We start from the raw sequence: 12,132 nt of genomic DNA, 5'->3' as shown, positions 1-12,132 counted from the left end.
ACACCCTGATTGTGGCCGCAAACTGGTTTATTCTGTAGAGCCGGTTTGACACAATTCCAGCGAACCAGAATCATGGCGCGAACCACCCGCCTCATCGAAATCCCGTCGCTCGGCGCGCTGGACCGCGCCGCCGGCAACCTGAGCCGCCAGCTTGCGCAGGCGCTGCGCGACGCGGTCCACAACGGCGACATCCGGCCGGGCGACGCGCTGCCGTCCACGCGCCTGCTCGCGGCGTCGCTGAGGATCGCGCGCGGTACGGTGGTCGATGCCTATGCGCAACTGGTCGCCGAGGGCTTCCTGGAATCGCGCGGCGGCGCGGACACGCGTGTCGCGCAGGCGCTGGCCGAGCCGCCGCCGTTCACTGCGCCGGGCACCGCAACCGCACGCCGGCGCCCGGCCCGCGCCGGCCGCCCGCGCGGCCTGCCGGAGCCAGCGGCGGCGTTCGCGCGGATCGCGCAGGAATTCAGCCCGCTGCCGGCGGTGCCGTTCGCGATCTCGGTGCCCGTCGGCCCGACCGCGCCCGACGACATCTGGCGCCGGCTCGGCAACCGGCTGCGCGCGCGGGGCGCGGGCGCGCCGTCCGGCTACGCCGATCCGCTCGGCGCGCTGCCGCTGCGCGAAGCGATCGCCGACCATGTGCGCAAGTCGCGCTCGGTGCGCTGCGAACCCGGCCAGGTCGTGATCACGAGCGGCACGCAGCAAGGGCTCCATCTCGCGTGCCAGGTACTGCTCGGCGCGCACGACCAGACCTGGGTCGAGAACCCCGCGTACCGCGGCATCACCGCGCTGCTGGAAAGCACCGGCCGGCGCGACGCGATGGTGCGCGTGCCGGTCGACGCGGACGGCATCGACGTCGAGGCCGGCATCCGGATGGCGCCGCACGCGCGGGCCGCGTTCGTCACGCCGTCGCACCAGTATCCGCTCGGGATGCCGATGAGCATGGCGCGCCGCAACGCGCTGCTCGCATGGGCGCGCGCGCACCACGCGTGGATCGTCGAGGACGACTACGACAGCGAGCTGCGCTACGAGGGTTATCCGTTTCCTTCGCTGCAGGGGCTCGATCCCGAGCGCGTGATCTATCTCGGCACGTTCAGCAAGATCCTGTTCCCGTCGCTGCGGCTCGGCTACGTGATCGCGCCCGACGACCTGGTCGCCGCGTTCTGCGGCGCGCGCGTGCTGATGGATCGCCATGCGCCGACCGCGGACCAGCACGTGCTCGCGGCGTTCATCGCGCAAGGCCATCTCGACCGCCACATCCGCCGCGTGCGCGGCGTCTACGCGGACCATCGCGCGCAACTGATCGACACGCTCGGCGCGCGGCTGCCGGGCGCGCTCGCGTGGCTGCAGCCGGGCGACCAGGGGATGCACGTCGTGCTGTGGCTCGCCGCGCATCTCGACGATCGCGAGGTCGTCGCGCGGGCGGCCGACGCCGGCGTCGCGGTGCGCGCGGTGTCACCGATGTTCGCGCCGGGCACCGGCCGCCCGGGCCTCGTGCTCGGCTTCGGCGGCTTCGACCGCGCGCAGATGGAGGCCGCCGCGCAACGGCTCGCCGACGTGATCGCTGCGGTCGCCACCGCCACCGCACGTCCGTCGCGGCGCTGAACGCGGCAGGCTCGGCGCGCGCTCGCGAACCCGGCGATTCGTCAGGCAAATCGCCGCCGATCGTGCGCCGAGACGTTGTCGGCGGGAAACAAGTGTAATCGTCTGTAAATCCTGCAAGCGGGAGCCGGTTTTGGCCGGCGGCGCGCCGGTTCCGTTTGCTACGATCGCGCCTTTTCCGCCCGCGCCCCCAAACGTGAATCGCCGAACCGTGTCGTTTTTCCGCGAACAATGCGCAAGGTGGCTCGCCCGCGTCCGGCCGCCGGCTGCCGCCTGCGCTGCCGCCATCCGCTCCGCACTCGCCGCCGGCCTGCGCCGCCTGCGGCATCCGACGCGGCGCGGCATCGCGCTGACGCTCGCCGCGGTGCCCGTGCTGGGGCTCCTGGCGTTGCTCGCGTTCGTGCCGTTCACGCCGAGCATCGGCGACATCCGCAAGGCGCGCATCGACCGCCCCGCGCAGATCGTGTCGGCTGACGGCCAGGTGATCGCCGAATTCCGGCCGGTGAACCGCGAATGGGTGCCGCTGTCGCAGATCTCGCCGCACATGGTCGACGCGCTGATCGCCACCGAGGACCGCCGCTTCTACGACCACCACGGCATCGACTGGCGCCGCACGCTCGGCGCCGCGCTGCATACGTTCTCCGGCGACCGTCAGGGCGGCTCGACGATCACGCAGCAGCTCGCGCGCAACCTGTATCCCGACGAAGTCGGCCGCGCGCCGACGCTCACGCGCAAGCTGAAGGAACTGGTGACCGCGTTCAAGATAGAGAGCGTGTACACGAAGGATCAGATCCTCGAGACCTACCTGAATACGGTGCCGTTCCTGTATAACGCTTATGGCATCGAAATGGCCGCGCGCACCTATTTCGACAAGTCGGCCGCCCAGCTCGACATCCTTGAAAGCGCGACGCTCGTCGGCATGCTGAAGGCCAACAGCTATTACAACCCGGTGCTCAACCCCGAACGCGCGCTGCAGCGGCGCAACACCGTGCTCGGCCAGATGGCGAAGTATGGCAAGCTGCGGCCCGACGCGTATGCCGTGCTGATCCGCCAGCCGCTGCGCGTCGATTTCGAACCGCAGGCCGCGTCGCCGGGCCTCGCGCCGCACTTCACCGTGCTGTTGCGCAAATGGCTGATCGCGTGGGCCGACCGCAACAACTACAACATCTACTCGGATGGGCTCGTCGTGCGCACGACGATCGATTCGCGCCTGCAGGAAATGGCCACGCAGGCGGTCGAACGGCAGACGGACCGGCTGCAGGAAATCGCGAACGACGCATGGCGCGGCCCGAACGGCTGCGGGCTGCGCAACGACCTGTTCCGGAGCTTCATCCGCCAGACCCCCGAATACCGCGGCGCGCGCGATGCCGGCCTGACGGACCCGGTCGCGCTGCGCAGGCTCGGCGCGAATCGCAACTTCATGCGCGCGCTGTGCCGGAGCAAGACGCAGGTGCAGGCCGGCTTCGTCGCGATCGATCCGCACAACGGCCAGATCCGCGCGTGGGTCGGCAGCCCCGACTTCGGCGACGAACCGTTCGATCACGTGCAGCAGGCGCGCCGCCAGCCGGGCTCGACGTTCAAGCCGTTCGTCTACGGCGCGGCGTTCGCGGACGGCCTGCGGCCGGGCGACACGTTCGTCGACCGCAATGTCGCGATCCCGCTCGACGGGCACGCGGCGTGGCGGCCGACCGACGCGGAACCGCCGACCGGCCTGCCGATGACGCTGCGCGACGCGCTCGCGCATTCGCGCAACCGCATCACCGCGCAGCTGATGCAGCACGAAGGCCCGGCGAAGGTCGTGCGGCTCGCGCGCGCGATGGGCGTGCGCGAGAGTCCGCTCGATGCGGTGCCGTCGCTCGCGCTCGGCACGAGCCCGGTCACGCTGAAGGAGATGGTGTCGGCCTACGGCACGATCGCGAACCGCGGCATGTACGTCGAACCGCAGATGGTCACGCGCATCGAGGATCACGACGGCAAGGTGCTGGCCACATTCGCGAGCCCGCCGCCGGAACGGGCGCTGCCCGCGAATGCGGCGCTGACGCTCGTCGACGTGATGCGCGACGTCGTCGACCGCGGCACCGGCGCGGACATCCGCTCGCGCTACGGCATTCGCGCCGACGTGGCCGGCAAGACGGGCACGACGCAGGACAGCGCCGACGGCTGGTTCATCCTGATGCATGCGCAGCTGGTGGCCGGCGCGTGGGTCGGCTTCGACGACGGCCACGTGACGCTCGGCAGCGACTACTGGGGCGAAGGCGCGCACAGCGCGCTGCCGATCGTCGGCACGTTCTACGACGCCGCATTGCGTGCGCGCGTGATCGATCCGCGCGCGCAGCTGTCGCCGGATTTCCGGCCGAGAACCTACACGCCGCCGCCGCCGAAGCGACATCCGAGTCCGGGTCTGTTCGACTGGCTCAGGCTGTTCCGGTGACGCGGCATGACGTCGACGCGATGCGACGTCACCGGTGCGTATCGGCTCGACCGTCCGCGTACAGCCACACCGGCACGCCGTCGTCGCGCAGCGCGGCGACCGGCTCGTCGACGCTCCAGCTCTGCGCAAGCTCGACGCGCCGGACGAACCACGGCGGCAGCGTCGCATTCGCTGCGTGCGGCCCTTCCTCATCGAACAGTGCCGCATCGCCGATCCGCGCATAGCGCGCGGGATGCAGCACCGTGCCGTCCGCACGGAACACCGCCGCGTGCACGTCTTCGCCGCCTTCCGCGTATCGGCAGGCGAGCCAGCCGTGATCGGCGCCCCAGTACAGGCCCGTCACGTCGTCGTAGTGACCGAGCGCGATCGTCGCGCCGGTGTCGAGGTCGCAGACCGCCAGCGACGCCGGCTCGCCCGGCATCACGCCGACCGCATGGCGCGTGAGCAGTTCGGCCGGCACTTCGTCGTCGTCGGGCAGCCACTGGAGCGCGCCCGCGTTCGTGAAATCGAATGGCGTCAGCACCCGGCCATCGCCGTCGACGATCGCGCAGCGCGCGTCGTCTCGTTGCACGATGTAGCGCATCGCACCAAGTTCGCGCAGCGTCTCCATCCGGCTGTCGTCCGTCAGCGGGGCCACCTGCGCGTAGCGCGGCTCGATGACGGTGCGGCCTTTCAGGTCGACGAGGCCCGCATGACCGTCCCGCTGCGCGAGGTACGCGTCGCACTCGGCCGACCATTCGAGCGACGTCCATTCGGGCCGCGCGCGCCATTGTCCGTCGCGGCCGACGAGCCCCCAGCGATCGCCGTCGCACACCGCCGCCGCCTCGCCACGCACGAACTCCTCCGCGTGGTCGAAGCGCGGCGGGATGACCCATGCGCCGCGCATATCGACGAAGCCCCAGCGGCCGTCGACGCTCGCGGACGCGAGCCCGCCGGCGAACTCGCCGAAATCGTCGAGCGATGGTTCGAGCGCCCAGGTGCCGTCCATCCGCACGAGCCCGAGCTTGTCGCCGACTCGCACGCATGCGACGTCGTCGTCGAAATCCCACACTTCGTCGAACGACGGCTCGCGCACGATGTGCGGGGCGGCGTCGTCGTCGAACCGTATCAGCCCGACACGGCCGTCGCGCGCGGCCCAGATCAGCCGCCAATCGCGCGCGCCGCTGCGCCAGAGTCCCGTCCATTCGGGCTGAAGGACGATCTCCCATGCGTCGTCCCGTTCGCGTCGCGCGCCCCACAGGCCGTTGCGCGCGCGAAACGAGAACGTGCCGCGGCTCAGATGGTCGCCATGCGTGTCGCCGGTGTCGAACAAGTCCGCATACGTCGCGCCGCGCGGCGGATCCTGGCGCCAGAAGTAGTAGTGCGACAGGCCACCGAAGCCGAAGCCCCATGCCCATTCGCGCCAGTCACCTTGCCGCTCGATCTCGAGCGCGTCGCGTACGCCGCGCACGTCGCGAAAATCCATGCAGTTGGCGACGCGCCACCACAGGCGCGTGCAGGTATCGCGCTCGGCATCGATGTAGTCGTTCGGGCCGCTGTCGTCGCACCACGACAGTTCGTCCAGGTTCGCGGACAACAGCGGCGTGCCGTGCGCGTCGCCGAGCGCGTCGATCTGCTCGCCGAGGTGGCGCACGACCGCGTCGAACTGGCGTGCGAGCGCGGGATCGTCGCCCGGCAGCGGATACGCGGCGACGAACGACGCGAGCCGGCTGATCCGCGCGTGCGCGGCGCGCGCGTCGCTGACGAGGTTCGGCGTGCCCGCATCGCCGAACACGCGCTGGTATGTGATCGCTTCGCCCGCATTGCCGCGGGCGAGCAGCACGCGCCACAGCACCGGAAAGTGGTTGTTGGTCTCCGCGAACTGGATCGTTCGCGCATCATCTCCCGCGCCTGCCTGTAGGTACAGCCATGCTCGATTGCCCATCGGAATGCTCGTCCCTGTCGTTGTCGTCGGTTCTGCGGCGGACGCGCCGCGCACGCATTATAGGGACCCCTCGCGGCAATCGATCATGCGCTCAGCCCGCCGCGAGCCCCGCGGCCAGCCGGTCGTACTCCTGCGACCACGCCGCGCGCCACGCGGCCTTCGTTGCCTCGTCGATCCACGCGCCGTCGATCCCGTTCAGCATGAACTGCTTCAGGTCGGCAACCGTGAAGCCGAAATGGCTGAACATCAGTTCCCACGCCTCGCTCGGATTGACGTTGTGCAGCGTCGGATCGTCGGTGTTCGGATGCACCTTCAGCCCGAGGCCCGGCATCCTGCGCAGCGGATGCAGCGTCGCCCACTCGTCCGGCGGCAAGGTGCGCAGGTAATACGAGTTGGTCGGCACCACCGTGAACACGATCCCGCGCTCCGCATAGCGCGCACACAGCGCCGGGTTGTCGACGATCGTGTAGCCGTGATCGACCCGGTCGACCTGCAGCAGGTCCACCGCGGTCTCGACGTTGCGCCACGGCATGCCGAACTCGCCGGCATGCGCGGTCGTGCGGAACCCGGCCGCGCGCGCATCCCGGTAAGCCTTCCAGAACAGTTCCGGCGGCCGGTCGTTCTCGCGATAGTCGATCCCCAGCCCCGCCACTTCGTCCGCGCGATGCGCCTTCATCCATTCGACGATCGCGACCGCCTCGTCCGGGTCCTGCTCGCGGTCGATGCTCGGGATCAGCCGTGCGCTGACCCCGAAGTCGCGCGCCGCGTCGCGAATCGCCGCGACGATCGCGGCCTGCGCGTCCGGATAGGTGATCTCCGACACCCGCACCGTGCCCGTCGGATTCCAGAAGAATTCGCAGTGGCGGACGTTGTGCGCGGCCGCATCCTGCAGGTATTCGTAGGCGATCCGGTGCAGATCGTCGGGCCGCGTCAGCAGATACCGGTCCAGCGCACGCAGCACGTGCAGCACGCCAATCGGCCGCTTGCCGCGCGCATAGAACGTGTCGATCTCCGCGCGCGCGATCGGCGCGCCGCTGCGCTCGGCGAGCGCGACGAACGTGTCGTGTCGCACCGCGCCGAGCAGGTGGCAATGCAGCTCGACCTTCGGCATCGCGTGGAAGAAGGCCCGGTGGGCCGGCATGATCTCGATGCCCGTGCGCGCGGCCGGGACGTTGCCTGGTGTTCCCTTCATGTCACTCTCGTTCGGGGGATTGCCGATGCGTCGCCGAAGCCGCCTCTCAGTGCGGCTTCACGACGGTCCAGAAGTAGTAGCCGAGCGGCATCGCCAGCACGACGAGCCCCCACGACACGTCGCGCCAGCGGCCCGCGAGCAGCTTGACGAGCACGTAGCACAACAGGCCGCCCGCGATGCCGGTGCCGAAGCTGTTCGACATCAGCGTGAGCAGCACCATCGCCATCACGGGCAGCGCGTCGGTGAAGTCGTCGAAATGCGTATGGCGGATCGTCGCGAACATCGACAACCCGATCAGGATCAGCGCCGGCGCGGTCGCCTCCTTCGGGATCGCGAGCGCGACCGGCACGAACAGCAGCATCGCGGCGAACAGCACGGCCGCCGCGACCGACGACAGGCCGGTGCGACCGCCCGCCTCGACGCCCGCGGCCGACTCGATCAGCGCGGTCAACGCGGGAATGCCGAATACCGGCCCGAGCGTCGCGGCAAGGGAATCGACGAGGAACGGCCGGTTGATGTCCGGCAGGTTGCCGTGCTCGTCGAGCAGGTTCGCCTTCGCGCCGACCGCGAGCGCGGTGCCGAGCGTCGAGAAGAACTCCGCCGCGAAGAACGCGAACAGGTACGGCGCGGCGGCGAGCGTGAGCGCGCCGCCGAGGTCGAGCTTCAGCGCGATCGGCGCGATGCTGTGCGGCATCGACACGAACGACGCGGGCAGGTGCGTGACGCCGAGCGGCACGCCCGCGCCGGCGGCGACGAGAATCGCGATCAGGATCGCGCCCGGCACCTTGCGCGCCTGCAGCACGATCGCGACGGCCAGCCCGACCAGCGCGACGAGCGCGCCCGGCCGCGAGAAATCGCCGAGCGCGAACGCATTGGCCTTCGCGTTCGCGACGACCATCCCCGCATTGCGCAGCCCGAGCATCGTCACGAACAGGCCGATCGACGCGCCGAGCCCGAGCTTGATCTGCACCGGGATCAGCCGCACGACGACGCCGCGCGCGCCGAGGATCGTCAGCAGGAAGAACAGCACGCCGGACACGCACGCGATGCCGAGGCCCGTCTGCCAGCCGACGTGCTCGGTCGTCGCGAGCGTGACGCCGATGATCACCGAGCCGCCGATGCCGGGCCCGACGAGGAACGGCAGGTTCGCGTAGAAGCCCATCAGGAGCGTGAACAGCACGAACACGACGATCGTCGCGGTGGTCGCCGCACCGCGCTCCATGCCGCCGGTGGCGAGCAGCGACGGAATCACGACGAGCAGGTACGCGGCCGCGAGAAACGACGTGACGCCCGCGATCGCCTCGGTGCGCACGCTGCCGCCGCGCGCGGCGAGCGCGAAGCGGCGCTCGAGCCAGTTGTCCGGCATGCGGGCCGGCGCTGCGTGTGTCGATGACATCCTGTTCTCCTGTCGATTCCGGATATTGTCCTGTGTCGGCCCGCGCGGCGCGGTCTTATACTGCCGCGTACCGCCTTCCGGCCGTCCTTTCTTCCTTTACCGCCCTTAACCGCCCTTAACCGCCCGATGTCGTCCGACCGCTCGTCCCTGCTGCCCGCGCTCACGCTTCGGCAGGTCCAGCATTTCGTCGTGCTCGCGCATGCGCGCAGCTTCACGCAGGCCGCGCAGGCGCTGTCGCTCACGCAGCCCGCGCTCACCGCGTCGATCCGCCAGATCGAGTTCCTGCTCGGCGGCCGCCTGTTCGCGCGCTCCGCGCACCGGCTCACGCTGACCTCCGCCGGCGAGGCCGTGCTGCCGCTCGCCGAGCGGCTGCTGAACCAGGCGCGCGGCACCTTCGACGACATGACGCGCGTCATCGGCGAGCGCATCCAGACCGTGCGGATCGCGTTCATCCCGTCGGTCGCGGGTCGCCTGCTGCCCGCGCTCAACGCACTGCGCGACGCGCACCCGACGCTGCGCTTCACGCTCACCGACCTGCCCAACAGCTCGCTCGTCGAAGCGGTGCGCGACGGTGTCGCGGATCTCGGCATCGGCGTGCGCGAACCCGACCAGGACGACGGCGCGCTGCACTACCGGCAGCTGTTCGAGGACGAGATCGTGATCGTCGTGCGACACGACGACCCGCTCGCCGGCGCGAAGGCCGTCACGTGGGCGAAGCTCGTCGACCGTGAGCTGGCGGTGTTCGTGCGCGGCAGCGTCAGCGAGTCGCTGCATCGCACCGGCGGCGCCGAGAAGCTGCGCCTGAACGTCACCTACCGGATGGAATACACGGAGCCGCTCTACGCGCTCGCGCGCAACGGCCTCGCGACGGTCGTGCTGCCGAGCCTCTACACGATGCATCTGCACGATCCCGAGCTCGTCGCGCTGCGCGTCGAGAAGCCGCGCGTCACGCGCGCGATCTCGCTGATCTCGCTCACGGGCGACGATCGCGGCCCGCACGTGCGCGCGTGTCGCGAATGGCTTGCGAAGCACATCTGACGATCCCCGGGCGCGCGGTCAAGGCAGCTTCGCGATGCGCTCGGCAAGCACCGCATAGAAGCGGTCCGCGTCGACCTCGTTGATCCACGTCGCGTTCGGCGCGCGGCCGCTGCGCCCGTTCCAGTCGACCACCGTCTCGCCGAGCGTCCACTGCCCGGCCGTCTCGACCACGACGTTGACCTTGCGGCCGCCGAACATCGACGGATCGACGAGATAGCCCACCGCGGTCGGGTCGTACATCGGCGCTTCCTCGATCCCTCGGCGCTTCTTGTTGTACGCAAGCTCGGCCGCCATGATGTCCGCGACGATCGCGCCGCAGCGGTTGCCGAGCGCGCGAAACGGCGCGACCCGCGCGGGCGTGATCGGCGCCTTCACCGCGACGTCGCGCGGCAGCACGACGATCGGCACGCCGCTGCCGAACACGACGTCGGCCGCCTGCGGATCGACATAGATGTTGAATTCGGCGGCCGGCGTGATGTTGCCGCGCTCGAAGAACGCGCCGCCCATCAGCACGATCTCGCGCAGGCCGGCGCGGATCTGCGGCGCCTCGATCAGCGCGCTCGCGAGATTGGTCAGCGGGCCGAGCGCGCACAGCGTCACGCTGTTCGGCGCGGCGCCGCGCAGCGTGTCGACCAGATACGTCACCGCATGACCGGACGCGAGCGGCGCCTTCGGCTCGTGCAGCGCGACGCCCTCGAGGCCGGTCTTGCCGTGCACGTTCGCGGCCGTGATCAGCTCGCGCGCGAGCGGCCGCGGGCAGCCCGCGTAGACCGGCAGCGTGTTCGTGCATCCGGCCCAGTCGCGGATGATCCGCGCATTGCGCTCGGTCAGGTCGAGCGGCACGTTGCCCGCGACCGCGGTCAGCGCGCGCACGTCGAGACGATCCCGCGCGCCGAGCGCGAACAGGATCGCGATCGCGTCGTCCTGCCCCGGATCGGTATCGATGATCACGGTGCGCCGCGCGGCGTCCGGGCCGGCGGCGAACGCGCCGGCGTCCGGCACGAGCGCGGTGCCGGCCAGCGCGGCGGACAGTTTCAGGAAGCTGCGGCGGGGAAAGGCTGTGTTCGTCATGGTCATGATCAGAAGACGTGCCGGACGCCGAGCGTCGCGATCATCTGGCGGGTGCCGGTCGAGCGGGCATACGCGAAGATCTGCGCGTGGTCCGCGTCGCCCGCCGCCTGCTGCGCGATCACCGTCAGCGCGACGTCCGTGCGTTTCGACAGGAAATAATCGGCCTGCAGGTTCACCTGGTGCCACTTCGGACGCTTGCCGATCACGTCGTACTTGCCGTTCGTGAACGCGTACGCGGCGCCGAGGAACAGTTGCGGCGTCATCGTGTAGACGACGTTCACGCCGGCGTTCTGCAGGTGCAGGTGCGAGTTGTCGAGGTAATCGTAGCGAACGTCGGTGAACATCGCCGCGAACTGCGCGTGGCCGATCGTGTAGAAGCCGCCCGTGCCCGCGATCCGCTGCCGGCGCGCGAACACCGCCGGCGACGTCGCGCTCCTGCTGAAGATCAGGAGCGGCGACGCGTAGTCGTTCGCGATCGCGCCGTCCGGGTTCGTGCCGCTATACGGATGGTTGTACTGCGCATACACGGCGCTCCAGCGCAGCGGGCCGTGCTCGTAGCCGATGCCGAAGCTGCAGGCGTTGTTGTTCGCGAAGCCCGTCGCGTTGCTGAAGCCGTACTGCGCGGTCAGCTTCAGTCCGTAGTAGTCCGGACTCACGTACTTCACCGAGTTCTGCACGCGGATGTCGTTGTAGCCGTTGTCGTTGTCGCCGATGTTCACGCCGTTGCTCGCGATGATCACGGGGCCGATGTAGTCGTGGATCGCGTCGTACTGGCGGCCGAACGTCAGCGTGCCGTAGGTGCGGTCGGCAAGGCCGACATACGCCTGGCGCCCGAATTCCCGGCCGTTCTGCGCGGCGGCGCCGGTCATCACGTTGAAGCCGTTCTCGAGCTGGAAGATCGCCGACAGCCCCTGCCCCAGATCCTCCTTGCCCTTCAGCCCCCAGCGCGGGTTCTGGTTCGTGCCGGACAGCGCCTGCCAGGCGTTCTTGCCGCCCTGGTTGGTCGCGAAACCGACGCCGGCCGAGATGAGACCGTACAGCGTCACGCTGCTTTGCGCGCAGGCATGGGTCGCGAATGCGCCGAGCATCGCGAGCGGAGCGAGCTTGTAGAGAGTTTTCATGCGGGTCGTGAGGTCGGTTGAGGTCCGGGCGCGGCGGGTTCCGCGAAGCCGACCTCGACTATACGAACCCGGTCGTTATCTTAAAAGTTTGGATTTCTTATGTGACGATAAATCGGATTTATTCTCATCTTCACATGCGCCGTCGGCCGGGGGGCCGTCAGTCCGCCGTATCCCCGCCCTTCGGCACCTTCGACCACGCGTTGCGGCCCGGCGGCAGCGGCTACGCCGGGCCGCGTTCGCTGTCCACCCAGCCGAAGTCGTCGATCCGCATGTCGCGGCGGCCGTCGCCGCGGATGCCGTTGTCGTTCGTCGTGCCTTCCGCGCGGAAATCCATGTTGTCCGGCGTGTGCGTGAACACGC

At 69.8% G+C, this 12,132-nt stretch carries 9 protein-coding genes; 3 read left to right on the top strand and 6 right to left on the bottom strand.

All coding sequences use genetic code 11. The annotated features are described in order from the left end of the window. Window positions 1-72: 72 nt before the first annotated feature. On the top strand, window positions 73-1,602 hold the full coding sequence (locus ACFIMZ_RS20985; RefSeq protein WP_431824253.1) for a PLP-dependent aminotransferase family protein: 1,530 nt from the start codon (window positions 73-75) through the stop codon (window positions 1,600-1,602). 193 nt (window positions 1,603-1,795) lie between these two features. Further along, complete coding sequence (locus ACFIMZ_RS20980) at window positions 1,796-4,030, top strand: penicillin-binding protein 1A (protein ID WP_431824252.1); 2,235 nt, start codon at window positions 1,796-1,798, stop codon at window positions 4,028-4,030. A 28-nt stretch (window positions 4,031-4,058) separates the two neighbouring features. On the opposite strand, the gene ACFIMZ_RS20975 is transcribed toward ACFIMZ_RS20980, so the two are convergent. The 3 genes from ACFIMZ_RS20975 to ACFIMZ_RS20965 all read right to left on the bottom strand — a co-directional run bounded on the left by ACFIMZ_RS20975 (window position 4,059) and on the right by ACFIMZ_RS20965 (window position 8,542). Next, entirely contained in the window at window positions 4,059-5,954 is a 1,896-nt protein-coding gene (locus tag ACFIMZ_RS20975; RefSeq protein ID WP_431824251.1) for a WG repeat-containing protein, read from the bottom strand. A 91-nt stretch (window positions 5,955-6,045) separates the two neighbouring features. Beyond that, complete coding sequence (add, locus tag ACFIMZ_RS20970; RefSeq protein ID WP_431824250.1) at window positions 6,046-7,146, bottom strand: adenosine deaminase; 1,101 nt, start codon at window positions 7,144-7,146, stop codon at window positions 6,046-6,048. A gap of 46 nt (window positions 7,147-7,192) precedes the next feature. Continuing rightward, window positions 7,193-8,542 (bottom strand): NCS2 family permease, encoded by a 1,350-nt coding sequence (locus ACFIMZ_RS20965; protein ID WP_431824249.1) that lies wholly within the window; start codon window positions 8,540-8,542, stop codon window positions 7,193-7,195. A gap of 126 nt (window positions 8,543-8,668) precedes the next feature. Between ACFIMZ_RS20965 and ACFIMZ_RS20960 the strand changes: the two genes are divergently transcribed. After that, complete coding sequence (locus ACFIMZ_RS20960) at window positions 8,669-9,580, top strand: LysR family transcriptional regulator (RefSeq protein ID WP_431824248.1); 912 nt, start codon at window positions 8,669-8,671, stop codon at window positions 9,578-9,580. 18 nt (window positions 9,581-9,598) lie between these two features. Here ACFIMZ_RS20960 and ACFIMZ_RS20955 read toward each other — a convergent pair whose 3' ends face one another. From ACFIMZ_RS20955 to ACFIMZ_RS20945, 3 genes are all read right to left on the bottom strand, one after another. Next, complete coding sequence (locus ACFIMZ_RS20955) at window positions 9,599-10,651, bottom strand: nucleoside hydrolase (RefSeq protein WP_431824247.1); 1,053 nt, start codon at window positions 10,649-10,651, stop codon at window positions 9,599-9,601. A gap of 8 nt (window positions 10,652-10,659) precedes the next feature. Further along, complete coding sequence (locus tag ACFIMZ_RS20950) at window positions 10,660-11,772, bottom strand: porin (RefSeq protein ID WP_431824246.1); 1,113 nt, start codon at window positions 11,770-11,772, stop codon at window positions 10,660-10,662. Between the two features lie 220 nt (window positions 11,773-11,992). Next, on the bottom strand, window positions 11,993-12,130 hold the full coding sequence (locus tag ACFIMZ_RS20945) for a hypothetical protein (protein WP_431824245.1): 138 nt from the start codon (window positions 12,128-12,130) through the stop codon (window positions 11,993-11,995). Window positions 12,131-12,132: the final 2 nt, after the last annotated feature.

It is taken from the genome of Burkholderia sp. F1, from assembly GCF_050813845.1.
In the GTDB taxonomy this organism is placed as follows: Bacteria; Pseudomonadota; Gammaproteobacteria; order Burkholderiales; family Burkholderiaceae; genus Burkholderia; species Burkholderia ubonensis.
This window is presented reverse-complemented; position numbering and strand designations above follow the sequence as displayed.

What these genes read in the sequence shown, in the direction of transcription:
- ACFIMZ_RS20985 (WP_431824253.1), top strand. Translation starts at nt 73, where the DNA reads ATGGCGCGAACCACCCGCCTCATCGAAATCCCGTCGCTCGGCGCGCTG.
- ACFIMZ_RS20975 (WP_431824251.1), bottom strand. Translation starts at nt 5,954, where the DNA reads ATGGGCAATCGAGCATGGCTGTACCTACAGGCAGGCGCGGGAGATGAT.
- add (WP_431824250.1), bottom strand. Translation starts at nt 7,146, where the DNA reads ATGAAGGGAACACCAGGCAACGTCCCGGCCGCGCGCACGGGCATCGAG.
- ACFIMZ_RS20965 (WP_431824249.1), bottom strand. Translation starts at nt 8,542, where the DNA reads ATGTCATCGACACACGCAGCGCCGGCCCGCATGCCGGACAACTGGCTC.
- ACFIMZ_RS20960 (WP_431824248.1), top strand. Translation starts at nt 8,669, where the DNA reads ATGTCGTCCGACCGCTCGTCCCTGCTGCCCGCGCTCACGCTTCGGCAG.
- ACFIMZ_RS20955 (WP_431824247.1), bottom strand. Translation starts at nt 10,651, where the DNA reads ATGACGAACACAGCCTTTCCCCGCCGCAGCTTCCTGAAACTGTCCGCC.
- ACFIMZ_RS20950 (WP_431824246.1), bottom strand. Translation starts at nt 11,772, where the DNA reads ATGAAAACTCTCTACAAGCTCGCTCCGCTCGCGATGCTCGGCGCATTC.